18 protein-coding genes are annotated in these 25,915 nt (G+C 39.9%); 3 read left to right on the forward strand and 15 right to left on the reverse strand.

The window, feature by feature from the left end:
• Positions 1 to 3 precede the first annotated feature (3 nt).
• The 12 genes from ABIB30_RS25845 to ABIB30_RS25900 form a co-directional block, all read right to left on the reverse strand.
• Positions 4 to 2,787: a M16 family metallopeptidase gene (locus ABIB30_RS25845; protein WP_354305920.1), complete on the reverse strand. Its 2,784-nt coding sequence runs from the start codon at positions 2,785 to 2,787 to the stop codon at positions 4 to 6.
• Between the two features lie 7 nt (positions 2,788 to 2,794).
• Complete coding sequence (locus tag ABIB30_RS25850) at positions 2,795 to 5,458, reverse strand: MutS-related protein (protein ID WP_354305921.1); 2,664 nt, start codon at positions 5,456 to 5,458, stop codon at positions 2,795 to 2,797.
• Positions 5,459 to 5,460: 2 nt separating this feature from the next.
• Positions 5,461 to 7,770 (reverse strand): Gldg family protein, encoded by a 2,310-nt coding sequence (locus tag ABIB30_RS25855; protein WP_354305922.1) that lies wholly within the window; start codon positions 7,768 to 7,770, stop codon positions 5,461 to 5,463.
• A 14-nt stretch (positions 7,771 to 7,784) separates the two neighbouring features.
• Positions 7,785 to 8,708 (reverse strand): ABC transporter ATP-binding protein, encoded by a 924-nt coding sequence (locus tag ABIB30_RS25860; protein ID WP_354305923.1) that lies wholly within the window; start codon positions 8,706 to 8,708, stop codon positions 7,785 to 7,787.
• A gap of 59 nt (positions 8,709 to 8,767) precedes the next feature.
• Entirely contained in the window at positions 8,768 to 9,526 is a 759-nt protein-coding gene (locus ABIB30_RS25865) for a hypothetical protein (protein ID WP_354305924.1), read from the reverse strand.
• Between the two features lie 18 nt (positions 9,527 to 9,544).
• Positions 9,545 to 10,990, reverse strand: a complete 1,446-nt coding sequence (locus ABIB30_RS25870; RefSeq protein WP_354305925.1) for a RagB/SusD family nutrient uptake outer membrane protein — start codon at positions 10,988 to 10,990, stop codon at positions 9,545 to 9,547.
• Positions 10,991 to 11,001: 11 nt separating this feature from the next.
• Positions 11,002 to 14,451, reverse strand: a complete 3,450-nt coding sequence (locus ABIB30_RS25875; RefSeq protein ID WP_354305926.1) for a SusC/RagA family TonB-linked outer membrane protein — start codon at positions 14,449 to 14,451, stop codon at positions 11,002 to 11,004.
• 190 nt (positions 14,452 to 14,641) lie between these two features.
• Positions 14,642 to 15,817 carry a FecR family protein gene (locus ABIB30_RS25880; RefSeq protein ID WP_354305927.1) on the reverse strand — a complete coding sequence of 392 codons (1,176 nt, stop codon included), beginning with the start codon at positions 15,815 to 15,817 and terminating at the stop codon, positions 14,642 to 14,644.
• 113 nt (positions 15,818 to 15,930) lie between these two features.
• On the reverse strand, positions 15,931 to 16,524 hold the full coding sequence (locus ABIB30_RS25885; RefSeq protein ID WP_354305928.1) for an RNA polymerase sigma-70 factor: 594 nt from the start codon (positions 16,522 to 16,524) through the stop codon (positions 15,931 to 15,933).
• Between the two features lie 183 nt (positions 16,525 to 16,707).
• Positions 16,708 to 17,742, reverse strand: a complete 1,035-nt coding sequence (locus tag ABIB30_RS25890) for an AI-2E family transporter (RefSeq protein WP_354305929.1) — start codon at positions 17,740 to 17,742, stop codon at positions 16,708 to 16,710.
• 502 nt (positions 17,743 to 18,244) lie between these two features.
• Positions 18,245 to 19,003, reverse strand: coding sequence for an SDR family NAD(P)-dependent oxidoreductase (locus ABIB30_RS25895; protein WP_354305930.1), 759 nt, complete (start codon positions 19,001 to 19,003; stop codon positions 18,245 to 18,247).
• A gap of 433 nt (positions 19,004 to 19,436) precedes the next feature.
• Positions 19,437 to 20,024 carry a Crp/Fnr family transcriptional regulator gene (locus ABIB30_RS25900; RefSeq protein WP_354305931.1) on the reverse strand — a complete coding sequence of 196 codons (588 nt, stop codon included), beginning with the start codon at positions 20,022 to 20,024 and terminating at the stop codon, positions 19,437 to 19,439.
• A gap of 452 nt (positions 20,025 to 20,476) precedes the next feature.
• Between ABIB30_RS25900 and ABIB30_RS25905 the strand changes: the two genes are divergently transcribed.
• Both ABIB30_RS25905 and ABIB30_RS25910 read left to right on the forward strand, forming a co-directional pair.
• Entirely contained in the window at positions 20,477 to 20,980 is a 504-nt protein-coding gene (locus ABIB30_RS25905; protein ID WP_354305932.1) for a hypothetical protein, read from the forward strand.
• Positions 20,981 to 21,311: 331 nt separating this feature from the next.
• Positions 21,312 to 22,133, forward strand: coding sequence for an FRG domain-containing protein (locus tag ABIB30_RS25910; RefSeq protein ID WP_354305933.1), 822 nt, complete (start codon positions 21,312 to 21,314; stop codon positions 22,131 to 22,133).
• A 23-nt stretch (positions 22,134 to 22,156) separates the two neighbouring features.
• Here the strand turns inward: ABIB30_RS25910 and ABIB30_RS25915 are convergent, their stop codons facing one another.
• From ABIB30_RS25915 to ABIB30_RS25925, 3 genes are read right to left on the reverse strand one after another with little or no spacing between them, the layout of a single operon-like run.
• Positions 22,157 to 23,710, reverse strand: a complete 1,554-nt coding sequence (locus ABIB30_RS25915) for an LA2681 family HEPN domain-containing protein (protein WP_354305934.1) — start codon at positions 23,708 to 23,710, stop codon at positions 22,157 to 22,159.
• Positions 23,707 to 23,856, reverse strand: a complete 150-nt coding sequence (locus ABIB30_RS25920) for a hypothetical protein (RefSeq protein WP_354305935.1) — start codon at positions 23,854 to 23,856, stop codon at positions 23,707 to 23,709. The genes ABIB30_RS25915 and ABIB30_RS25920 overlap by 4 nt, the downstream gene beginning before the upstream one ends.
• Before the next feature lie 9 nt (positions 23,857 to 23,865).
• Positions 23,866 to 24,735 carry a hypothetical protein gene (locus ABIB30_RS25925; RefSeq protein WP_354305936.1) on the reverse strand — a complete coding sequence of 290 codons (870 nt, stop codon included), beginning with the start codon at positions 24,733 to 24,735 and terminating at the stop codon, positions 23,866 to 23,868.
• A 447-nt stretch (positions 24,736 to 25,182) separates the two neighbouring features.
• On the opposite strand from ABIB30_RS25925, the gene ABIB30_RS25930 reads away from it, so the two are divergent.
• The gene (locus ABIB30_RS25930) at positions 25,183 to 25,884 is read left to right on the forward strand and encodes a hypothetical protein (protein WP_354305937.1); all 702 of its coding nucleotides are present in this window, start codon (positions 25,183 to 25,185) and stop codon (positions 25,882 to 25,884) included.
• Positions 25,885 to 25,915: the final 31 nt, after the last annotated feature.

Genomic DNA, 25,915 nt, shown 5'->3' on the forward strand with positions numbered 1-25,915 from the left:
TAATCAAGGGTTAGTTTTTTCAGGCATTAAAACCAGTTTCACATAATTTTTATCCTGAATGTATTTTGCAGCCGCTTCCTGAACTGATTTTGTGCTGATACCATTTAAAGCCGCATCATAGTCATAAAGCTGTGTTAAAGGTTCTTTATTCATCAGCTGCGATGCCAGGTAATCTACCCAGAACTCATTGTTTTTAGCACCTGTTTCCAGTCCGGCTTTACGCGCTGCCTTAAACTTCTGGAGGTTTTCCAGAGAAGGACCAGATGTTCTCATTTTATTCAGTTCATCTTGTACGGAAGCAGTCAGCTTCTCTGCATTCTTTGGAGCACAATCAAACGAAACGATCATTGCAAATCGTCTTTTCGGATATTTAGATAAACTCAATTGTACATTTGGGGTATAGGTTCCTCCCTCTTGATCACGAAGACGCTGAATAAGACTGATTTTCAGGGCATCAGCAATTGCACTCATCTTAATTGTATTCTCAAAATTGTAATCGAAATCACCTGAATAGGCTAAAATTACACTTGATTTCTGTTCTGTGCCTTTATACACAGTCTTAGCAATCCGGCCCGCAGGAATATTAATTCCAAGATCCTTAGCCGGCTCAACAGATCCTTTCGAAGGCAGGGAGCCCAGGTATTTTTCCAAAAGTGGTTTAACTTTTCCGGCCTCTATATTTCCTACAAAAAGGAAGGTGAAAGCAGCAGCATTAGCAAACCGTTCTTTATAAATCTCATAAGCCCTATCCAGCTTAATCGCTGCCAAACGACTGATGTTTTGTGGCTTTTTACGCAAATGATAATTTCCTAACACCAGGTTCACTGTGTCCATAAATACCTGGTTGCGATTATCCTCTTTATTGATTAGTTGTTCTTTTGCCCTTCCTAAAAGTGTCTGATAGGATTCTTCATCTTTACGCGGTTCTGTAAAATAAGCATACAACAATTCCAGTGCAGCTGGCAGGTCTTCTTTAGTCGTACTGCCATTGAACCCCTGGTACTGATCTGATATAAAAGGACTCAGCTGAACCTTTCTTCCGGTCATAAATTTATCCAACTGTAAAGCATCATAATTACCAGCACCCGCAGCAGCAACGATATTTGCCGCATTGAGCGCACTTTCATAATCTGCATCCCCAGCTAAAGAAGTTCCTCCCTCGGCAATGCCTTTAAATAGAATCTGATCGTTCTGAAAATCTGTTTTTTTCAACAACACCGTCATGCCATTGCTTAAACTGATCTTTTGAATACCGGCTTGTTTTATCTCTTCTACAGTACTGATCTTTCCTGGGATAGGTTCTTTTTTAAGCAGAGGAAGTTCCAGTTCGTCTGCTTCCATTGGTGGCAGACTTTGCGTATAAACATTTTCCAGCCATTTCTGTAAGGTCGCTTCATCCGGAAGAAATGCTTTATTGTACGCTGATGATTTCGCAATGATATCACGATCCTCAACTTTCATGTATTCCTTCATCAGCTCATTAATTTCATTCAATGTTACCTCAGAAAGTAATTCTTTAGTCAGTTCTGCCTCTTTATTAATACCAGGGGCTGCATTGCCAGTTAAGAAATGTTGCAGATAAGGCTTGATCAGCAGTTCTGAAGCAGTCTTATCTTTTTCTCTCAAAGCTTCATCCATTTGAAACTGGTAAGCTTTCTTAACCCTTTCCAGTTCTCCTTTTGTAAAACCCTGTTCCTCCATCCGGCGAAGTTCCAGCCATATACTTTTCAATGCTTGCTCTGTCTCTGCTGGTTTAGTTGTCAAGTTCACAGAAAAAGAAGTTAAGCCACCCGACAACGGTGCAAAACCGACAATAGGGAGTCTTCTAAACCGGATACTTACCAGCTCTGCCAACAACTTTTTCTTGAGGTTCGCACGATAATCTGCTGTCGTAAGGATGGTGTCAGACAGTTGCTTCTTAATAATTTCTATGGAGATTCCAGTAAACTCTGAATCCAGGAACTGCATATACTGGTTTTTCCCGGTCAGGCTGACACGATAAACAGGACGTTCTTTCTCTTTGTCCGGGTTACGCAGGTCTGAAAATTTCGCCTTAACGCTCTTCTCCATCTGATTCACATCAATATCTCCTACTATTAAAATAGCCTGAAGATCAGGCCGGTACCAATTCTTATAGAAACTGCGAATTTGTTCTGGTGTAACTTTTTGTAACACCTCTTCAGTTCCGATAGGCAAACGCGAACCATAACGGGAATTATTGGTATAAAAGGAAACACTTTTTTCCTGAAGACGTTGTGTAATTCCCTGCCGGAACCGTTTTTCTTCCAAGATTACATGACGTTCACGTTCTACGTCTTCCGCTTCTATATTGGCATCCTGAGCCCAGTCACGCATGATCTGCAGACCATTGGCCAATAATTCCGGATTATCCGAAGGTAAAGGGAGCTGATATACGGTTTCATCAAAACCAGTGTTCGCATTGATATCAGCTCCAAAACGCACCCCTGACCTTTCCAGATAATTGGAGAGTTCTTTTTTAGGAAAATGTTTGGTCCCATTAAAATTCATATGCTCTACAAAATGAGCTATACCCCTTTCCTGATCTGTTTCCAGAATAGAACCAACTTTATTAGCCAGATACATGGTCACTCGTTTTTCCGGTGTTTTATTTTTGCGGATGTAATAGGTAAAACCATTGGACAGCTTACCCATTCTTACTTCGGGATCCAATAACAACGGCTGTGCATCCTGACTCGTTTTACAAGCAAAAGGAATACAAAGCACCACAAGAAATAAAAAGCTTAAATATTTTTGTTTGATGAACATGATATATTTATAAGGATTTAGTCGTTACCAGATTGTTTGCTTTAATGATATCCACGATCTTTTCATTTTCAATGATGATCATTCCCTGCCGGTCGGTTGTAATACCGGAAGCTAGTGTATATGGATAGGTCGGTTTGCCATCTTCCATTACTGTAGGCAGGAAGGAGAACTGCAGGTTATCACACAATTTCCCTAAAGCTTCGCCTACTTCAATAATGTGTGTAGAGACGACAAAGAAACTATTTCTATTTTCTGCAAAAGCTTTAGTGACCGCCAACGTGGCATCGTACGCATCTTTTACATTCGTACCTTTAAACAACTCATCAAACAAGACGTAAAGATCCAGGGATTCGCTCACTGCTTTGGCCACGGTTTTGGTACGCAATACTTCTGCATAAAAATGACTGTAGCCCATATCCAGATTGTCTGAAACGTTGATGGAAGAGAATAAACCATCTTTCACTGAAAACTCCATATTTTTAGCCGCTACCGGGAAGCCCATATGGGCAAGGTAAACTGCAATTCCCATTGATTTCATGAAGGTAGATTTCCCCGCCATGTTTGCACCAGTTAAAAACAGGACATTACGGTCTTTAGTTAAATGCAGGTTATTGGCTATGCCATTTCTCAATCCTGGATGGCGGAAACCTTGCATATTCAAGACCATTTTATCGGCAGGCAAAGCTTTTGCATATACAAAATCATGCTCGGCGGCAACTGCTGCGACACCTGCAAATACATCAAGCTCATAAATGAGTTTTAACAAAATTTCCATCTGGTTCATCATCGCATGACGAATTACATAGTCATTTTTGATGAGTTGTATTAAAGAGGGTTGTTCTTCTTCTTTATTTAAAATGCCCTGAAGTCTGGAATCCTGGAGGATATTTACTGCTGTACTCAGGTTTTTTTGGTAAACTTCTATTCCTGGTTTGGCTTTCAGTTCTGAAAAGAATACCTGAAATGCCTGTAAAACTTCAATAGCAACTGATTGTCCGGCTTGTAATTGAAGCAATTCAGCACTATGGAAAAGCGTTTGCTGGATTTTTTTAATAAAAATTCCCCATGCCACTCTTGGCAATGCAGCACCTGCTCCACCAGCTAAGTAGTCTTCCATCGACTCTACCTGGGATCGGATCACCGGGAAAATCACTCGGTGCTGCTGAAAAAACGCGAACAAAGCACTGCGTTCATTGATCAATTCTGGTTGATTCAAAGGTTGCGCGAACATAGCTTCCAGTGCCTTCTCTCCACCTCTGGTTTGCAGGCGATTGAACAGACTGTAAATAGATTGCTGTTTAAACTTTCCCTGCAAATTCAGATCCTCAATAGTTTGCCTATCTGCAGTAAGATTTGTCTGTGTTTTTTTTGCTTGTTTTTTATCGCTGATCAGTTCCAGTACACCTTCGTTATTAATAATGATCATTCCATGCCTGTCGTCGGTAATCCCTTCGGTTAGTGTATAGGTATAAACAGGTTTGCCATTCTCCATCCGGGTAGGCAAATAGCGGAAAATCATATTGCTGCATTTCTGCTGTAATACAACTCCGGCTTCCATAATGTGTGTAGAAATCACAAATAATGAATGTGGCTTACTGGCAAAAGCTTCCATGATGGCAATGGTGCCTTCATAAGCATCCTTTACATTGGTTCCACGAAACAACTCATCAAAAACGACGAACAAATTCTTTCCGGCCCCAAGTTCAACCGCTACTTTTTTCACCCTTAATACTTCTGCATAGAAATGACTTGCTCCCATGGCCAGGTTATCCGGCAAATTAATAGTAGTGTACATGCCATCACATACCGAGAACTCCATTTGCTTTGCAGCAACCGGAAAACCCAGATGTGCGAGGTACATCGCAATGCTGAGTGATTTCATAAAGGTAGACTTGCCCGCCATATTGGCCCCGGTCAGGAAAACAATATTGCTATCTGGCGTCATCTCCAAAGCGTTAGTCACTGGTTTATTCAACAGAGGATGGCCTAAACCTTTCAACTTTAACCGGTTGGCATCGCGCTTGAGCGCGGTAGCAAATATATAATCCCGTTCCTGGGCCACCCTGGCGATGGAAATATAAACATCCAGGTGATAGATTTGCTGAAGGATTTTCTCTAGCAGCGGACGTTGCTGAAAGCGTAAAATATTGTCGTATTCTACAATTTTACCGGATGAGATTTTTCCTTTACCATAGTCTGTAAAGATGATTTCCAATGCCCTGGAATTCAATAATTCCAGGATTTTTTCTACTTCTTTACCATATGGATTTTGCGATACCTTTGGTTGAACTTCCAGCATAAAGCTTTTTAAGCCCTGTAGAATTTCCGTTAATGCAGTTACACTTTCTCCGGCAGCCTTAAAGTCTGACATGCTGAAGCCCTGATTAGAAAGCCGGCTGCGGGGATCGGTATTAGCCAGGTATCTTTCTGCTTCTTCAAAACGGTTTCCCTGTAAAGGGAAAACGGCTTTATTTTCTTGAAAATACCGCAGAACAGCCACTCTTTCATTGATCAGTTTTTCATCCGAAAGCGGATTCCGAAACAGGTCTTCCAGTAGTGCCGCCCCGCCCTGAGTATAGGTTTTATTAAAAATATGATAGATTGAATCACTCCCCGATCTGGAGAAGATATTCAAATCATCGATCGTTTGTTTATCAGTTATAAAGCTCATAATTATTTACGTTTTCTGCGAATCAAAAGCACTATTCCAAACAGGAAGATTGCACCTGGAATCAGCCCATAATACAATATTTCTAAAGTGCTGACACCACCTTTGGTCAGCATTAATTTATTATCCCTGGATTCTGGACGAGACATACTTACCGGGAATTCCCGATTGGCAAACCAGCTAAAAATACTGATGCCAACAGACCCGTTCATAACTTCTATATTATTCCTTGACAGTTCTTTATTACTGAAGAAATCGGCATCACCGGTTACTATAATATGCTGTTCCTTATTCTTCAATTTCCTGGTTAGCATCAATGCAGCAGGAAAAGCCCCGTTTTGATCACCGTTCTTTGCATCAAATACTAATGCAGCGGAATCCAATACAAATTGTCCCATTTTTATCCAGGCTGTTTTTTCATTCGTCATTAATAGCGGCTGAATAGTAAAAATCCCCTGATGTTCTTCGCTTAAAGCTGCGGCACCAGGCATAGAAACTTTCGCTTTCTCTTTGTAAGCCTTTTCCATGTCAGGCGCCATTGCTACGGCCCCGGCAGCCAATTTTGGCGTAACCAGCCCATAAGAAAAGTCAGCGCTGCTTTGAACAAGTGTGCCATTGCGCATTTTCACTCCCAAAGAATCCAGTAAAGGATTAATAACAGCTTGCTTACCTGGCTCTCCTGCAATCAGCAAATTGCCACCATCTGCTACATATTTCTGAAGTTTAGTTTTTGCAACCGGACTAAACTGAACTCTGGGATCTCCAATTACCAATGCGGCAATACCTGCTGGAATATGGTCATTATCTAAAGAGACACTGTCTATATCAAAGCCAACATTGATCATCGAAGCCCTCCCGGATTTATTATTAGCCAGCATTTTATAATCCCTGTCTCCGATCTTATCCATGCTCCGCTGATATCCGTCTGTTACAAATACTATTTTAGGTGGAGTCACAATCAAGCGTTTCATTGCTGCGGCAATTTCAGGCTCATCAGGCCAGAAACTGGCATCGTCAAAAGTTCTTAGAAAAGTAGTTTTCCCTTTATATTTCAACTGAAATACCAGTCTGTCATTTTCACCTCGCAGGTCTGCCTGTTTACGAATCCTTTCAGGATCTAAAAATCCACCAGTGTCGATTTCAAAAGCCTTCGCACGTTCTAAAAACAACGTTTTTAAGCTTTTTCCTTGATTAATAACATAAAACTGAGGATCACGATAATCATAGTAATAGACCCATTTGAGATTGATATTGGATTTAAAGCGCAGATAAGGTTCCCAGCGGGCAGTAGCTGGAATACGATTTACAGGTGCACCAAAGCTATATGACCCATGTAAGACATTCACATAAGCAGTGACCTCCAGAGGTTCCTCCCCCATGTCTTTTAAAATCTGCTGAGTCGCTTTAACAATTGTATTAACTTTTGTATAGGTCGCATCATAATAGAAAATTACAGGCTGGCGGGAGCTTAGATAAGCAATTGACAATCCAACCATCAGCACCAGCATATACCTGGCTGCATGATAAAGGAAGGGTTTGCTTACCCGGCCGAGTTGCAGTTTAACAATTGTAAAACCAACAAAAATCCCTGAAACAACAAGGTAATAGATTACATCACGACTATTCAAAAGGCCGGCAACCATACGTTCAGCCCTGCTTGGCATAGAGAGGCTGTAAGTAAGATCCCGCACAAAAGCAAGACTTTGCCCGAAATTACCTATGTAATTCATAAAAGCTAGTACGGCAAAAGTACAGATCGCTGCCACCACCTGATAAGTGGTCAGACTGGACATAAAAATCCCGATTGCGGCATACGCACTCAGCAGTAAAAAAGTAACGAGCAAAGCCACCAATGGGTGCGGATAGTCAAAATTATCAATAAATAAGATCCCGATAATTAGAAAAAGTCCCATTAAAGCGATGATCACTAAATTATAAACCAGCATGGCGAGAAATTTCCCATAAATGATCTGGCTCAGTTTTACTGGTGAAGAGTACAGCAACTTAATCGTCCCGCTGCTGGTTTCCCGGCTGATCATTCCCATCGTCACCAGCGGAGTATACAGATAGAGGCTGGAAAGAATACCAAAAAAGATTCCATAAGGAAGATTCCCTAATTTAATACTGGTCGTAAAAAACTTATCGGTTAAAAAAGAAAAAGCGGGAATAAAATCTTGTATATGTTGTATTTCATCTATAGCCGGAATCAGATCAAAACTCATTTGCAAAAACAAGATCATGATCAGCAACCAGGCTATAGGGGAATAAAATAGCAGGCTAAGTTCCAGTCTGGCTATTTGTACTATTTTTTTCATCTGTGTGGTCGTACTTAATTAGAGAATCTGGACAATTGGGCAAAGGTTTCATCTAATGAACTTTTCTCCATATGGAGCTCACGCAACCGCCATCCTTGCTTTGCACTCTCCAGCACGAGCGTTTCAGAGATGCTCCGATCACCATTAAAATATAGTCTTAGCTGCTTTTCAGTCAGATATTCTACTCTGGTGATGCCTTCAACAGACAGCAAGGTATCGGCGGCAGGCGCGTTTTCCATCAGCACCATCATGCTGTGCGGAGCTACATAATTGTCGAAGGCTTCCATAGTATCCGAAAACACAATCCTTCCGCTTTCGATCATTACGATTTGTTTACACAGATATTGAACTTCGGTAAGTACATGAGTGGAAAGGATCACGGCCCGTTCTGTAGCAATGTCCTTGATCAGTCCGCGGACTTCGATAATTTGATTGGGGTCCAATCCGTTAGTTGGCTCATCAAAGACCACCAGTTTTGGATGATGAATAATGGCCTGAGCAATACCTACCCTTTGTTTATAGCCACCGGATAAGTTCTTAATCAGTCGTTTATTGATGTGGGTTAATCCACAGCGTTCTTTCACTTCTTCCATCGCAGCTTTCAGCTGTTTACTTTGGATAGACCGCAGAATTCCACAATGTCTAAGGTACTCATCTACTGTTAAATCCATGTATAACGGTGGAGTCTGCGGTAAAAATCCAATTTCTTGTTTGGCACGTTCAGGCTCTTTGCTCAAATCAATCCCATTAATGATGACTTCTCCTGCGGTTTGCGACAGCACACCACAAAGAATATTCATGGTCGTAGATTTACCTGCTCCGTTGGAGCCTAACAAACCTACAATCCCACTCCTGGGGATTTCTATATTGATGTCACGTATAGCCCAGCTGGTACTATAACGATGCGACAAACCGCTAATACGAACGATTGGTTCCATAGTTAAATATTGGATTAGAAAATGTATTGAAGAGCAGGCCTGAAAAAGCCTGCTTTGTGTTAATAGTTATTGAACAAAAAGGATTTTTGTTTCAGCTTTTCAGTGCTTTCACCAGGCAAGCCGATCAAGGCAATGGTAAAATTTCTGAAGCGCCATGCATTCTCAGAAGGCTTTCCTAAGCCTATTGTAGTATAGCTGGTTATAAGTTGTTGTGATTGCTGGTCCCGGATTTCAAAAGTATAATCGCCGGTTTTTAAAGTTGCGCTATAATTCTTAAAGCCAGTAACCCCTTTATATGCCAGACCTTCTACTTCTTTACGTTCCCCGGCTGATGCCAGATAAACATTTATGGGTTTGCTTCCGGGAGACAGGTTTATAAATCTGATGCCGAATGTACTGTCTGCTGCCTGATGAGCAGGTGGCAGATAGGTGTCCAGCAAATAATCGGGATGCGCAACACTACCTAAAAAGTACAAGCTATTGATACTCCCTTTAGTTAATTTAAGATTGAGATCCAATAATGGCTTAATGGATGACAGTGTATCCGGATAGCTGTAAATCGCTAAAGGCTGATCTTCTTTGGTAATCGCATACCTGCCACCTATATCAAAAACACCATAATAAAACAGGCTGGCGAGATAATAATTATTTAAAGGTACTGTTCCTCTAAAGCTAGGTAACAACTTTTCTTCTCCAGGCATCGCATTGAATAGTGTGAGGTGCGTAATCACAGGTGTTTGGTCCGTTTTTTTGCAGGACACAAAAGCAAAGGACAACAAGCTGATTAATAAGATATAGCTAAGTTTATACGTTTTCATATTGTTCAATTCAGAGGATTAGTAACCAGGGTTTTGAGTCAGTTTATTATTTGCCTGGATCTCAGGAACAGGTATTGGATACAGCAACTGATAATCTCCCGCCCAGGGTTGTTTAACAGGGATAGTGGAGAGTACATCGTGTGCCCTTCCGGTTCTTTTCAGGTCTAACCAGCGGTGTCCCCATTCTGCGAATAACTCTGTTCTTCTTTCTTTTTCAATAGCGAGTAATACAGCCGGTTTGGAAAGTCCCAACGGGAGAGCAGTAATCCCGGCACGGGCACGAATGACGTTCAGGTCAGCAATGGCCAGATCCAGTTGAGAATTACCAAGCGTTAAGGCTTCTGCTCTGATCAAGTACTGTTCTGCCAACCTTAACATGGTGTAATACTCTGTAACCGGACCATTAACAGAAGAGTTCCCGAAACCTATTTTGTACTTATCCACGTAATAAGTGGTAATACCTGCATTGGTAACTGGCATCAGCCATGAAGTTTTTCTCTTGTCCTGGTCTTCAAATTTCCCAACCAGATCATCCGTAAGACGGTAACCGATATACTCACCTGGTATAATCGAAGGATGAGCTTTGAAGGCATAACCTTCGGGGGTGGCATTTCCATGAGGGGTAATCAGATTGCTCTGCTGTAGTTGCCAGATGGCTTCTTTATTATTCATTAAAAAAACATCCGTTAAATCAGCTCTCAGTTCAAATAAAGCAGTTTGATTAATTACTTCCGTTGCAGCTGCGACGGCATTCGCATAATCTCCTGTAAAAAGATAAACTCTTGCCAGCATTGCTGTTGCCGCCCATTTATTGGCACGAATGCGCTCTCCGAGTTTTGATCCCGAAAAATCACCAGCCAGGTTTGCTTTTGCATCCTGCAAATCTTTAATGATCTGCACATATACTTCAGCTTTGGGTGTACGGCTCATTTTAGCCGTCTGATTAAAATCAGCTGAAAGTGCCAAAGGGACATCTCCAAAAAGATTGACCAGGTAGAAATAGCTATAGGCCCTTAAAAACTTAGCCTCAGCGGTCAGTTTTATTCTGAATTCAGTATGGAGTTTTGAAGAAGTGGAAGCACTAATTCCCTCAATAATGGCATTGGCATTGTAAACATTCCTATAAGCGCTAATCCATAATTGGCGCGTGTCACCATCTTCTGTTGGTATTTTATTGATGTAATATGGACTCGGATTAATGGCAGATATACTCAATTCATCAGCTCCCATACTGCATAATAAAGTAATTGAACCACTTCCAAAACTAATACCTCCTTCAGCATTAATTAATTGAGAATAGGTGCCAGTTATCGCAGAATTAGCCTGATTGTCATTGTCAAAAACCTTATCCGTAGTAATCGTATTGATGGGATCAGGAATGGCGATCATATCCTTACAAGAAACACACGTCAGCATTACGGCAACCATCAAGGTATAGCTATTTAAATTTCTTTTAATTGTCATCTCCATAGGAATTAAAAAGTTAACGAAAGGCCACACAAATAGATTTTGGCGGGTGGAAGCGCCCCAAATTGCTGTACATCAGGATCAAAACCTTTGACATTGCTGATCACAAATACATTCTGGGCATTCATATAAACCCTCAAAGATTCTGCACCTAATTTCTTTGCCCAATTTGGATTCAGTGTATAAGAAAGGGCCAGATTAGACAGCCGGACATAAGAAACCGTTCTATACCTGCCATCGGAATTTGCAAACATACTTGTTCCTTCATTGAACATCGTGGTTGCTTTTGGATATAAGGCATGATCACCTGGTGCTTTCCAATAATTCCCAAGGATTTGTCTTGGCAGGTTACCTAAGTTTCCAGCATATACGTCTGCATTATAATTGGGATCAGCTCCTATAAAATTGTTGTAATTAAAGGTAGTACTCAGGCTAAGATTTTTGTAGCTAAGACTACTAGTCAGTCCAGCAGTAAGTTTTGGAGAAAGATCTAAGGCAATATATTGGTCTCCCTGACCAGCTAGTCCCGTATTTTGTGTAACACTACCATTCTGGTCGTAATCTTCCATTTTATAAACTCCAGTCAGCGGATCTACACCTAAATAGTGAAAAAGGTATTTGGTATTGATAGATTCACCCACTTTCATTGTATTCACAAAAGGGGAATGTGAGATATCCGGATAAGAAACTAATATATTCTTATTTCTGGAAGCAAACAGCGCAACCGACCAGTTAAACTTCTCATTTTTGATCAAGTTCGCATCCACCGTCAAATCCCAGCCTCTGTTGTCTACAATCGCAGGCCAGTTAGCAATTACACTTGGAAAACCAGTATAATTCGGGATAGGGAATTGGATTAATTGGTTGTCGCAGCGTTCGCGGTACATATCGAACTGGACGTTAATACGATTTTCTAAAAAACCAATTTGTATGGCGCCTTCCATTTTTTTATTCACCTGCCATTGGTAATTTGGATTTAAGGCCAGAACGCTGACCAGAGAACCAGAACCATCATAATCAGGTAATGGATCAGCGTAAGATTTATTTTTAGCCCATTGAGCCAAATACTTATAGTCTCCAATTGCATCACTGCCCGTTAAGGCATAACTTCCTCTCAGCTTCAGGAAACTGATAAAGCCTGGAAGTGTTTTTCTTATGGCCGATTCTTCAGTTAAAATCCATGCTGCTCCAATAGAACCGAAATTACCAAACTGGTTGCCTGGCCCAAAGCGGGAGGAGCCGTCTCTGCGGAAGTTGATGTTAAGGATATATTTCTCTTCCCATTTGTAATTGAGCCTGCCAAATACGGCAGCATATTTATAATAACCAACATTTCCAGTTGGATTAAAAGTTGCAGGTGCCAGATTAATTGATTCCAAAAAATCATCAGTATCATAACCAATACCCGTTATAGAATTGGCCCTCGTTATATTTTTCTGCAAAGACCCGCCTAACAATAAGGAAAGTTGTCCGTTGCTTATTTTCATCTTATAGTCCAGCTGAGGCTCTACCAGGATATTCATATTGGTATTGTCGCCAAAAAAGGATGATCCTGTTGGTTTAGTGATCGGATCCTGCGCGCGGATATAGCTGAAGTACTTATTGGTATTACTGCTGTAATTGTATCCAAAATTGGTAGAAAAATTCAGGTTATCGAGAATCGCATAGCTCAATCGCAAGTTACTGGTGACCATGTGGGTATCAGAATAATATGGATTATCCAGCACACCAAAAGGAAAGGTCACCTTTGAATCCGGAGGCGTTCTCCATGGCTCAAAATTAAAGAGGCCATCGGCTCCATAAATATCCGGCGCATTGGGTGGTAACATAGTCATACTGGGAAAAGCAGTGGTATTGACGGTTGTATAAGTATACATGCCTCCAAAATCGACCTTAAACTTCCTGTCTGCGGTTTGATGTCCCAGGTTAAAGGCTAATCCTGCCCTTTGATTACTCCCTGTACTGGTCAGGATCTCCGTCTGCTTTCCATAATTGGCACCAATACGAAATTGGGTTTGTACATCTCCCCCTGTTAAACTCATCGTCACATTCGACTGTTTACCGATATTCCCCCAAAGTATTTTTTGCCAGTCAGTTTGTTTATTCTGGTCCCAGTATACCAGATCAGGTGCATTGATAATGTCGGGAGTGATATTGTCATTTTTAAATGCTTCTCTTCTGATTTGAAGATATTCCTGAGTACTGAGCACATCCCAATGTTTGGTCACTTCACTATAGGCCTGCTCTACTCCTACAGAAAATTTAGTCGCTCCAGGCCTGCCCTTTTTCGTCGTAATCAAAATTACCCCATTGGCGGCCCTTGAACCATAAATAGCGGTTGCATCACCGTCTTTCAAGACTTCGATACTTTCAATATCTTTGCTATTGATATTAAACATTGGACTTTGACCTCCGGTAGGAGAAAGCAGGTTCTGTGTAATTCCTGTAGAACCGGTCTCGTAAGTGGACATTCCCCCTACCTCTAAATTATTTTGAGGCACCCCGTCTATTACGTATAAGGGATCAGAAACAAAAGCAGAATTAATTGATTTCCTTCCTCTTATCTCTACTTTTACCGGGCTGCTCGCATATCCATTGGTTGGAGTTACGATTACCCCAGGAATCCTGCCTTGTAAGGCCAGTAAAGGATTCATCACCGGTTGTTGTTCCAGCTCTTTTGAGCTGATTTTAGAGATGTTACCTGTACTTAAGCGGCGATCTGTGGTTCCATAGGCCTGCACTATAACTTCATCCAGAAATGATACTGACGGCTCCATCATTATAGTCAGGTAAAAGCCTGAAGCTGTTTTGACCACACTCAGGTTTTTGGAAAATGAACTGGTATTGGCAGCCATTTTTTCAAATTCACTCAAACTAACCTGTAAAGAATCAAAGCCGACGAAACTGAAGGTAATTACACTATTGTCCTCCATTTTAGGCAGGAAAAAATCGCCCTTACCGTTAGAACCAGCTCTTATTTTTTTATTTTTCACCTTAAGTGTAACACCACTCAAGGGTTCGTTGGTCTTTTTATTGATTATATTTCCGCGCACTTCTATATCACCAGCAAAAATTGCCACCACACGGTCCAGGATTGCCGGAGCTTTTGCCTTCAATAAAACTGTTTTATTTTCAATCTTGTAACTGATCGGCTGGTCGTCAAAGCACTTCTCCAGAACCTCTTCTATAGCTGCATTTTTTACAGATACAGAGATTGGCTTACTGGACTTCATCAGCGCCTCACTAAAAAGGAAGTCGTAACCACTTTGCGACCGGATGTCCTTTAATACTTTCTCCAACCTGGCATTTTTGGTATTCAGGGTAATGCGCTGAGCGAAACTACTCGCACTTACCTGCATCATTGTGGCTATTAAAATAACGGTGGTGAATCGTATCATTAATAAAATCTTATTCGCATACTTTTTAAGTACGGATTGGTTCGTATAGGTTTTATACATTTCATCTGGTTTAGGACAAAGTCTTAGCGGCCGATGAAACCGTAACATTGCATTAACTCACAATATTTGCTAAGTTTGTTTGTCTGGTTTGGTTGATAGGATCTCAAATTTTTATGAGCGTATTCCAGATTCGGTCAGGAGTGTTTCGAGCACTTCTGGCCTCTTTTCAGGATGACGCAATAAATAGTAGCTATTTCTTTACGATAATCCTCCTTCCTTCAATTTTGAAGTGTACATTCCCTGTATAATCAAGCATATTCAGTAATTCAGATATATTTTTATCTCTGGAAATCTCGCCTCTGAATTTAAAATCAGGATCAGGCGGGGTTTCATAAACTACCTCTACATCATACCACCTGGAAACTTTAGCCATGATAGATTGCAGGTTGTCATTGAATTTGAAGTAACCATTTTTCCAGGCCAGTACATCTTCAAGGTCTACGTCAGTAATCACTTTCATCCTTTCTGGAGACACCTGGGCTTGTTCACCAGGTTTAAGAATTAGGGACTCAACACCAGGTTTTGAGGAATTCATTCCATTTGCAGAAACTTTGACACTTCCGGATAGCAAGGTGGTTTTGACAGTTTTTTCATCGGCATAAGACATGATGTTAAAATGGGTTCCCAATACTTCTACCATTTGCCCTTTTGCAATTACCCTGAATGGAGATTTTTTATTATGGAAGACTTCAAAATAAGCTTCTCCCGTTAACTCTACCTTTCTTTCCTTAGCTGCAAAACTTACAGGGTACTTTAAAGTCGAGGAAGCATTTAAAAACACTTTCGAACCATCCGGCAAAATCACTTGCCACTGGCCACCCCGGGGCGCTTCAATCGTATTGTATTCCGAGGTACTTTTGCCAGAGGCATTTGGCGCAGTCTGATAGATTAACTGGCCTTTTGCAGTTTTACTGATCGTTACGCCCTCCTGTTGTGCCAGCTGCCCATTGATAGCATCTGTCAAGCTTATTTTTCGTCCGTCAGACAAAGTAAGTACGGCCTTGTTTTTACCAGGATTGATATCATTTTTAACAAGCTGAGGTGTGGCAACATTTTTATGATTTCCATAGAATAACACTGCTGTTACCGCAATCACTAATACAGCCGCAGCAGCTATACTATAGCTCAGAAATGAATTTCTTTTAGGGCGGATATCTAAAGAGTGTTCAGTTAGTGTGGGTTCAGTTTGCTGATCAATATTTAGCCACATCTGATGTTTTACATTCAGATAGTCGATGTCTTCAGGATCTTGTTGCTGGATTTCAGATTGCTGAACAAACCAGTTTTCGACCAGGCGCATTTCTTCTTGTGAAGCAATGCCTTCAGTATACTTTTTGATCAATTCTGTCGCCTGTTCCTTATTCATCTGAGTTTTATCCTGATTTATAAGTAATAGCGATGAAAAGTGGTAAGGGCGTAGATGAAATTGATAAAAATCAGAAAATAATTTTAATCAACTGATTTACAGAGTTAAAAAAATTAATATCTCTTGGAAAGTTCAATGATAATTAGTCCGAGGGGAACGTAAACGGCTAGTTTCGAACGAAGAATTTTCAGGGCATTATTGACTTGCTTTTTTACAGTTTGGTCTGAAAGACCTAGTTTTCCGGCAATTTCAGCATGAGAAAGGTTATCCCTGCGGCTCATTTCAAATATGATTTTCATTTTAGGAGGCAGATTATCAATCTCCCGCTGTACAATGATTTTCAACTCCCGTTCATCAATTTCCTGTATCGTTTCCATACTAACTTCTGAAGCATATTGTGCTAAGGACGAAATGTGATCATTTTTAAGTTTGTTGCGCTGTATGAATTTCAACACGCGGTTTCTAACCCCAATGTAAAGGTAACCTGCAATATTATTGTTTTCCTGAATCAACTCTGGCTTATCCCAAAGGCTAACAAATAAATCTTGCACAAGATCTTTAGATGGCTCTTCGTCCCTTAGCATTTGATTTACTTTGTAAAACATCAGCACTGCATATCTGTTATAGATCTCTGCAAACGCCTCATGATTTCTGTCTTTTATAAGACGAACCAATTCCGCATCTGTAAATTCAGAATACATTTTCATTATCGATATTCAATGCCACCGAGCAATTTAAAAGAAATAAAACAAGAGTTGAGAATTAGGAGGCGGTTGTTAGCTGTTAGGTAACAATATGATAATCGCCTCTTAACAAACTTACATAAATATTTTTAAAATATTTCATCCACAGTATCCTGTACTAATTGGCCCGTTCTATAAAAGGAAAATCTATTGCTCTGTTTCCATTTTTTTCACATACAATTCATCAACAAGGATAATTATAATCGCCAGCAGCGGTACAGCCAGAATAATCCCAAGTGCTCCGGATAAGGTACCCATAATAACCTGACTGATAATTGTAAGTGCGGGAGGCAGATTGATCATCCGCTTTTGAATTAACGGGGTAACGATATTACTTACTATAGTTTGAGAGATGACATAAATCAATGCTACAATAATTGCCGTATTTGTACTTACAGTAAGTGCCAGCAAGACACCTGGAATCATTGCTGCCATAGAACCAAAATTCGGAATCAGTTTCAACATCCCGGTAAACATTGCCAAAACCATTGCGCCTGGAATTCCCATTACGGTCAAACCTGTTGCAATCAGCAATGTAATCAGCACCATAGATAACATGGTACCTTTTAACCAACCTTTAAGTGCAGTACTGATGCGGTCAATTGCAACTCTTGCCAGTGATTTATTTTTAGGCGGTACCAGCATAATAATTCCATTTTTATAAATGGAAGGGTTTGCAGTAAAAAAGATAGCCAGTAATATAATCACATACAGATTACCCATTATGCCAAAGCTGGTACTAAAAAACTGCTGGGCAGTAGAGAATAGTTTTTCAGAGTTATCACCGGAAAGATAAGTAAGTATTTTACGGCCGGTATGGGTTTCATCCATTTTAACCTTTGCTGCTGTAATGGTATTAGGCAGTGAGTCTGATAGTACCGAAATCTGATCCTGCATTTTTGACCCCATAAACCATAACAACGTACCCAGAAACACAAAAGATCCTCCAACAGATATGATCATACTCAACCTTCTGTTTAGCTTCGTCTTACGCTCAATCAAATCACCAAAACCATGAAAGTAAACGGCAATCAGTACACCCGCTAAAATCATTAATAAAACATTGAAAGCAACTCTGGCAATAAGTATAACTACAACCAGCAGCGCAACAATGGCTACAGTTTGCCAGACCTTTTGGATATAGGATAGTTCTTTATTGGTATTATCGGATGATGAATTCATAATTTTCAATTTTATAATATTCCGGAAAACGGGATATACCAGGTACAGAAATATTATTCAGGCTATAAACTGAAGCTTTTAGGGAGAGCGTTTAAGAATAATTTCAAAAATGCAAAGATAGTTAACAATAAGTTTATTTTTCCATTTTATCATGAAATAGCGAATATCACTATTAAGGAACTGACAATGAAGGCGCTTCAGTACCCTACTTTATCCAGACAGGCTAGCACGACTAAAATCGGCTTATCTTAATTTCGCCTTACAAAGGTATTTGTTACATTGAAAGCCGCAGCCGCCCCCCTAATTCTTCGGTCGCAATAGCGACCTTTTCTTTGAGCTCGATAGCAAAAACTAAAATTACTTTATTTTTATGGCACACAGGGCAGGTTTGATATCTATAGTCAAACCATGCCCCTATGCACTTTTTAAAGCTTAATAAAATTCTGGTCGTTTAGTAATCAAAACCTGGAAATCATTGGCCAAAAATTGATTAAAATTTGATTTAAAAACCATACATACCACCAGAAACGCCAATTTGCTCTCCTGTAATCCAGGCTGCATCATCCGAAGCAAGAAATAAAACAGCTTTCGCAATATCTCCGGGCTGGCCTCTGCGGCCAAGAGGTGTTTTGGCAACAAACATTTTCTCATATTCACTACCAGGGGTTACACCTGCACTAGCTGCACCTTCTGTATCCGTAGCGCCTGGTAAAATAGAATTGATACGAACATTCTTTGCACCCAGTTCTTTCGATAAAGCAATCGTCATAGCGTCTAATGCAGCTTTAGTTGCAGAGTATAACGAGGCGCCCGGAAGAGGGTATTTGCTCGCACCCGAACTTATATTGATGATATTGCCGCCCTTATCGCCAAACGCTTTTAAAGATGCCTGGATAGTCAATATAGGCCCCAGGACATTGACGTTGAAATGCTGATGAAAAGCTGCTACAGATATCTGTTCAACAGGTAAGTATCCCTGATAGACCGCGTTGTTTACCAAAATATCCAACGGGCCGAAAGCTGTATGGGTTTCTTCAAAAAGCCTGATGACATCGGCCTCGTCAGCTACATCTGCTTGTACGGCAATGGCCAGGCCTCCATTGTCGGTTATCTCTTTAACCACCCTATCTGCCTCTTCTTTACTTGAGGCATAATTCACAACCACTTTTGCGCCTGCTGCCGCAAAGTGTTTTGCGATAGATGCACCTATTCCTTTTGCTGCACCGGTAACTACCGCTACTTTGTTTTCCAATTTACTCATGATTTCTATATGTTAATATATTATATTCTTCAGGTGTATTTCCGTTCTGAAGTATATACAAAGATGCAGTCCCTTAACTGACGGCTTATTGACATGAATCATTAAGTAGGTTTGACTTAGGTCAACTCATTATCATGACCTAAATCAACTTAATTATACAAACAACTGTAAAACAACAATTTAAAACAGAAGTAAATACCCAGGAAACAAAAATCAAGAAAGACCACAATATCATATTTTGCTTTGTTGGGTATTTTTTGCATTCAAAAAGTATATCGATGAGATTTCTAAAGCAGCAATTGAAAATCATCACCTTTCTGGGAAAGCTATATTAAAGCATTTTGTTGCGGGCATTTTATGGGAGGCTCCTGTCCGGGTAAAGAATAACGTGGCATTTCTTATTTTAACACCGAATTTCATCCTTTCATAAGATCTATTTAAAAGAGTTTTTTCTTATTCTGCTCAATGTTTCCGGAGATAAACCCAGATAAGAAGCGATCATGTTTTGCGGGAACCGTTTTAGAAAATGAGGATAATTGATAATTAGGTCCTCATAACGCTCTTCAGCTGTATAGCTATAAGCGGCCTGCATCCTTTTCTGGGTTGCAATGGTGTAATTTTGACTAATGATGTTCTGCATCGCTGAAAAGGCTGGGATATGCTTAAGAAACTCCTCAATTTGAGCATTGGTTGATTGAAGAACCTCCAGATCCTCCAGTGCCTCAATATTAAAGCGACTTGGCGTCAACAGGTAAAAACTTTCAAAATCAGCCAACCACCAATTTTCCAAAGACAATTTCAATACATTTTCATGCCCCTTTTCATCTACAGTAAAGGTTCTGGCGGATCCTTTTACAATAAACCCAATATATTTGCATACATCTCCTTCTTGTAAAAAGTATTGTCGTTTTCTAAGTTTTTTGGGCTTGAAATGTGCCATCAACAAATGCTTGTCATCTTCTGAAAGCAGTTTGTCCGATATTTCTTGAATGTAATCGAAAAGCACTTCAAAATTAGACATCGTTAAAGCATATAATAATTCGCAATTTACTCAAGCTACCTGGTAAAAACTAATATCCAAAATTGCATTGATTTAGTTTATAAATCAATAGGATAGGATTTAATTGGTGGTAAGAACTACTTCCCAATACAGAATTTAAACGACACTGATAATCAGTAAATTAAATAACATAAGAAACAAATAGGGAACAATTTTGAATATATTAACAATAAAAAAAATAATAAACATTACAAAGATCAAAACTAATGTATTTTAATTAAAAATTTACTTTGATATTACAAATACACCTCTTATATTAATATCCATCTTTTAAAGTCCAGCAAAGTATGATGAATGTCAACCTCAGGGACTATTGTAGCTAAAATCCCGGTCGTAGTATTAGTTTAACCTATAAAATTGTAATTTTGTTACATACGTGAAAGCAGTTTTATCAAAAAATCTATTTCTAACTTATGACCATTTTAAGCTTTGCAGTCTTTAATCCTAAAGAATGGGGCACGGTGTCTGATTGGGTAACGATTATAGTTTATACAATCACAGGATACCTGATATATCGCACTTTACGCTCTCAATTGTCTATTCAACAAATAGAATCAAATCGAGCTGCTAGAGAAATACGCCCAGTGTTTTCACTTCTTACAATTACATCCGGTAATCTCTATACTATAAAGCTTGTTTGTGAACATAATATAGCATTCGATGTGCACACTTCATATAATATTGATGCTTCTATGGACAATAAAGAAAACCTAATTTTTCAAGGCAAAAGTCATTATACGTTTATAAAACCAGGAGCACCTTCTTGGGATTCTAGTGGTAACGTAGGTGAATATATGCCAAATGGCTTTCTACAAGTTAGATTTAAAGATGAAGATGGTAGGCAATATCAACAGCGTTTGTCCTTCTCCGAAGACCACTCTGTTGAAAACGATTTGCCCACGCTGATAAATCGATAATTATCATCTACCTGATTGATATCCTATTATTTTGCCAAAATCAATTTTATTTACATCATAAGTGTTAGTGGTTATTGGGCAATTTAACTGTATTAGGTTCCTTGATCACGCAAAGATTTCAATTTCCATTTTCTATGTTCTGTCAGCCGGATAATAATACCCGCCAGACCTACTAGAATTAAAATTCCCAGCACCGACAGTAATGCACCATTTCCACAACAAATGTCAACTCAATCAGGATTATTATTCCCCTTATATAGATTATGCGACGACTCGGATTCCATTTGCTATTAAGCCAAAAAATGTTGAATTTGGTAGTAAAATTGATACGATGAACGCTACTTCAACCGATTCTGTGACCGGATTTCGCAACCTCCGGGAACTTTACCTGGGGCTGCGGGAATGTGAAGCTTGTCCTCCACTTGCTAACGGGATGCCACGGTTCCTATTTAGGGCAGAACGTGATGGATATCCCAATACCTTTACTTCAATGGACCGGCACTATCACGACCAGAATTTGTCACTTGATGCTTTCGACGAACTGGAAGACATCACTGCATTTGTCATGCAGCAGCCATTCCCGGATAAAAAACTGATCGGCCGCGAAGCTGGTGCCTTTGCACAACACTACGGCCTGCCCACACAAATTTTTGATTTTACATCGAGTGCCAAAATCGCGATGTTTTTCGCAGCTAACCTTGCCAAACACACGCCTCCCGCATTAGGAGGGAATATGGCTATCCTGAATGTTGAAAGGGCATTGGATGCTGGTTGTACAATCGACGACCTTAGACATCACAGTTACGCAAAGCGTTCCTGCATGCAATCGGCATACGGCATGCTCTATATGGGTTTTAACTCAGAAGGATTTTATTGCCTTAAAGATCCTGAAATCATTTCCAAAATAGGCCTTGCTTGGTGCCCTTTTGTTCATTTAGAGAACGATGTTGCCTTTTTGAATGAGATCGGAGTAAACATGAACATACTTTCGACAGAGGGCGATCCGTTCACAGGTCTTGCCCAGGAGTTTATAGATGAATTTGTGGTTTCCAGGGGCCATTTAAGCCAGGAGGCTGCCAGAATTCTTTCCATAAATGTTCCCGCGGTTGGAAGAAGTCAGGAGGAAAATTTCAAAAGATGGGCATCAGCCTAAGTCTTTCCTTCTATCTGCCATCATTAACCTCTGAGAAAGTCAGGTACTATTCCGGATTGTACAGGATAGGAGGGTTTTCCTGAATGATCTCTTCTTCTTTCTTCGTGTACTATTGCTATGGCAAGATAAATAATGGCGGCTCTAGTTAGCTTTAATAAATTTAAAGTTTTAGCCTCAAAATCCCGTTTTGATATTGCGTAGGAAATATCTTCTTCGGTAAAAAAATTAGGGAGAAGCGGTCTGTCTGAAACGACTTTAAATCCCTTATGCTCTATATAGTTGCGGATTAAGGCGATTTCTTTTGCTTCAGGATCTAACACCGTATCAAAATCTCTATTTTTCTCATAAAGGTCTTTACTCAGCCAAAATAACCCCCTTAGCGCCCAGTTCTCACTTTTGGTAAAAAAATCACGCAGAATCATCTTATCTTCCTTTTCATACCACAGCCCCCTAAAACTCACCTTCGACGGCTTTATATGAAGATCCAAATAATCGTTCAGTAGATATGCAATCTTATCCAGTATGGAATACGACAATCTGAATGCAATCTTAAGCTGCTCTATAGAGTAAGAATAGCAAATCGACTCCATGGTATCGATAAGAGGAATGTCAATATCTGACAGATGTTTACCGGCAGTCGATTGATATTGAAAAAAGGAATACCTGGCGGTTCCGAATTCCTGCTTGACCTGGTTATATAAATTCAAACTAACTGGTGCCCGTTTAACCGACAGTGTCAGGGTTGGCAAATGAAGGCAATCATGACTTGCTCTCGCAAATGGACCAAGATCGTTAAGGGGATTGATGAACAACTGGTTTTCTAAACACCATAATCTGTAGTTTTTCAAAGCCTGATTATCTCCAAGATCAAAATCATCAAGATCGGGGAACCTTTTAAGATAGGAATCATGAAAATTCCTGCCGATATATGATCCCAGATAATCACGATAGTATCTGAATCCTTCTTTTGCTTCTATATGAAGGCTATCCCCATATTTTAGTGCTGCGACGAAGTAGTGGTAAGCAAATACCTGGAATAGATTAGCATGTATAGTATCAAATAGTACCTTCCCATAGTAAGATAAGCCATTGGCTTTGTTTCCGATGGCCATCGCAAAATCCGGTAGAATAGCCAGGGCCTTGTTCCAATATTGTTGGGCTTCGACAAACCGGCCGATAAAGTTTAAAGATCCGGCCAGATTGGTATACATCTGACACTGCCGGTTTGAATCCAACCCATTGAATCCTGTTGAATTAATCGCTCTCCGTAAGCACAGTATTTCGTTTTCCAGTTCCTCTATCTGAAACTGCCATCCCTGGGCAGACTCAGCATATTTAATTTTTCGTTTTGAGCTCCAGGCATTCGCCAGGAAGTAATTGATCAGAGTGTAATTCTCATCCACCAATTTATCCATTTCAATCTGACCGGCAAGATTAATCCCGTGTTCAAGACCCTGTTCGCTTGAATGGTCATGCGCCAAGTCAAAAAGTGATGCAAGTATTTCTAATTGTTCCGATTGCGACAACAATTCCATACTTGTGATTTTCATTAATTGTACTAACGTCACCCTTTTCATAATTCAATTTTGCTAATTTCTTCAAATCCTGGGTGACGCTCCCACCGGATCTCGCCATGCTTGTCCTTTACGGCTGCACGCAGCCTTTCAAGATTACTTCCCTCTAATGTTCCCGGCTTCACATCTGAATTGATGCCTACCTTCATGTTGTATTGTCATAACTCCAACGCATTTACAATGCCGTCAATGGCTTCTTCGACATCATAGTATTCAAATACTATTCTAATGACATCTTCTGTTCTCAGATCAGTGATGATATACCTGTGAACGACTTTGTTTCTTTCTTTATAAAGTAATTCAAGCCGGTCAAAAAGCCCGTGATCAACAATCTTCTGATCTAATGCCATCTGATAGATACGCCGCTCCATGATAACCTTATCCTGTTCATCTTGAAACAGTAAAGGCACATCAATTTCGTCATTCTGATCCTTTAGCTGATTGGTGAGCATGATGGCAAGTCTCAACAGCGCATCAATTCTATTTGCAGTTAGGATAATGATTTCAATAAAGGAGCCATTTTCGAGTGCCTTATTTCTAAGATCAATTGCTGCCGCTATTGCAGACATAAACATTACGTACCTGCGTTCGGCCAAAAGTCTATCACGATCTTTTGGTTTGATGTATTTTATAGACCGGAGGCAACCCCGAACGTTTTCAAGTTGTTGCTCTGCCTGCTCAGCAAAATCCTTTTTATAGATGTATGTGGACAGTAAAAAATGATCTTCAATCACGGCCATCCAGATATATGATACCATGTCCCCTATTTCAAAAAGTCGCTCATGGAACTTTAGTTCTTCACCACACTTATGAATTGGCAATTTGTTAGCTACCATCAGGTTAGAGATTTGTTCATTCACCGGTTTGCAGCTTACCTGAAATGCACCCATATCAACGATATAGCCACCAAAAGCGTGTGGCTCTGATGGTGTACGGTCCATACCGGGATTCTTGTATTGAAATCCTATTGGGGTGAGCATTTGAAACTTCCCGTACTGATCTGTAAATAATTTCAAATCTTCATTCATATCGCAACTTATTAATTAAAATCAAGTTTATTAACTCCGACCACAAAGATAAACGGCAAACTACGCAGCCTATTTGCGCAGTTTAATAAACAAATTATTTCTTGAGTTTAACTAACAATTGGACTTTAGATACTGACTCAGATAAAGAACAGAACGGGAATATGAGCAAAAAAACCTTCCTCACTATTTTATACAGGGTTTAGGTACTAAGCTTATTGAGATCAAAATCTAAGAAGCCCTCCTTAAGGTGGTTAAAAATAAACACCCCGCGGTGGGTGACTAGGTCGCTACCATAATACTCAGGAATCACTGAAGAAAAATGGTTGGCATACCAGTACCATCTTCTAATACAAAATATGCAAAATTCTGATTATCAATTTTTATACTATTTTAGTAAAAAAAAATCACTTTTGTCATAAAAATAATGAAAATCCCTTTTTAACACTTATGAATGAGAGTCACCCCGTACTTGTCAAAGAAGTACTGACAAAGAAAGAATTATCCTATATCCGGAAGTCAGTTGCACGCTCAAATTTTATCGACTGGCTGAAAAGCAACTACCGATCCATCCGTTGCTATCATGCTGCCCGGCCAACGAATATTGACTTGTACTTTGAAAATGGCTTCCTGCCTGGTGACCTCCAGAAATCGCTCGCATCTTTTGAAGAGCTATTAAAAGAAATTGGCTATAAAGGGCTGGTAGATCTACAGGAAACCATGGAGCTATTCGACGGTAAAAGCAACCGCTTTATTTACTTCATACTGGACAAATACGATTTTATAGACCTCGCGCCCCACTATTGGATATACGGCAGTGAATTTATGCTTTGCCTTGCACAAAATACTGCATTTCATATTAAAGAATATCTCAGGAAAACGGGTATACCAACCATTTTTGCATGCGATATTCCGTTTATCAAAATTGAAGATAGAGAATTACTTAGCCTACACGATCGTATTTTACAGACAACTGGTACACTTGAACAAATGCTCAATGACATTTTCTCTAACTATTCGATTATTATCGAAGGTCATGTGGATGCTGCTTACATTTCGGGGCACGAACATCCGGTAGAAAGGGTTTATGATGCGCATGATAGCCGTTATTATCTGAATGATATAAAAACGTGTTCCAGGTGCTCAAATTGATACCGTACATTCGTTTAAATTAGTTGCAAAC

Source organism: Pedobacter sp. UYP1, from assembly GCF_040547305.1.
Classification (GTDB): Bacteria; Bacteroidota; Bacteroidia; order Sphingobacteriales; family Sphingobacteriaceae; genus Pedobacter.

What these genes read in the sequence shown, in the direction of transcription:
- ABIB30_RS25845 (WP_354305920.1), bottom strand. Translation starts at nt 2,787, where the DNA reads ATGTTCATCAAACAAAAATATTTAAGCTTTTTATTTCTTGTGGTGCTT.
- ABIB30_RS25850 (WP_354305921.1), bottom strand. Translation starts at nt 5,458, where the DNA reads ATGAGCTTTATAACTGATAAACAAACGATCGATGATTTGAATATCTTC.
- ABIB30_RS25855 (WP_354305922.1), bottom strand. Translation starts at nt 7,770, where the DNA reads ATGAAAAAAATAGTACAAATAGCCAGACTGGAACTTAGCCTGCTATTT.
- ABIB30_RS25860 (WP_354305923.1), bottom strand. Translation starts at nt 8,708, where the DNA reads ATGGAACCAATCGTTCGTATTAGCGGTTTGTCGCATCGTTATAGTACC.
- ABIB30_RS25865 (WP_354305924.1), bottom strand. Translation starts at nt 9,526, where the DNA reads ATGAAAACGTATAAACTTAGCTATATCTTATTAATCAGCTTGTTGTCC.
- ABIB30_RS25870 (WP_354305925.1), bottom strand. Translation starts at nt 10,990, where the DNA reads ATGACAATTAAAAGAAATTTAAATAGCTATACCTTGATGGTTGCCGTA.
- ABIB30_RS25875 (WP_354305926.1), bottom strand. Translation starts at nt 14,451, where the DNA reads ATGTATAAAACCTATACGAACCAATCCGTACTTAAAAAGTATGCGAAT.
- ABIB30_RS25880 (WP_354305927.1), bottom strand. Translation starts at nt 15,817, where the DNA reads ATGAATAAGGAACAGGCGACAGAATTGATCAAAAAGTATACTGAAGGC.
- ABIB30_RS25885 (WP_354305928.1), bottom strand. Translation starts at nt 16,524, where the DNA reads ATGAAAATGTATTCTGAATTTACAGATGCGGAATTGGTTCGTCTTATA.
- ABIB30_RS25890 (WP_354305929.1), bottom strand. Translation starts at nt 17,742, where the DNA reads ATGAATTCATCATCCGATAATACCAATAAAGAACTATCCTATATCCAA.
- ABIB30_RS25895 (WP_354305930.1), bottom strand. Translation starts at nt 19,003, where the DNA reads ATGAGTAAATTGGAAAACAAAGTAGCGGTAGTTACCGGTGCAGCAAAA.
- ABIB30_RS25900 (WP_354305931.1), bottom strand. Translation starts at nt 20,024, where the DNA reads ATGTCTAATTTTGAAGTGCTTTTCGATTACATTCAAGAAATATCGGAC.
- ABIB30_RS25905 (WP_354305932.1), top strand. Translation starts at nt 20,477, where the DNA reads ATGACCATTTTAAGCTTTGCAGTCTTTAATCCTAAAGAATGGGGCACG.
- ABIB30_RS25910 (WP_354305933.1), top strand. Translation starts at nt 21,312, where the DNA reads ATGAACGCTACTTCAACCGATTCTGTGACCGGATTTCGCAACCTCCGG.
- ABIB30_RS25915 (WP_354305934.1), bottom strand. Translation starts at nt 23,710, where the DNA reads ATGAAAAGGGTGACGTTAGTACAATTAATGAAAATCACAAGTATGGAA.
- ABIB30_RS25920 (WP_354305935.1), bottom strand. Translation starts at nt 23,856, where the DNA reads ATGAAGGTAGGCATCAATTCAGATGTGAAGCCGGGAACATTAGAGGGA.
- ABIB30_RS25925 (WP_354305936.1), bottom strand. Translation starts at nt 24,735, where the DNA reads ATGAATGAAGATTTGAAATTATTTACAGATCAGTACGGGAAGTTTCAA.
- ABIB30_RS25930 (WP_354305937.1), top strand. Translation starts at nt 25,183, where the DNA reads ATGAATGAGAGTCACCCCGTACTTGTCAAAGAAGTACTGACAAAGAAA.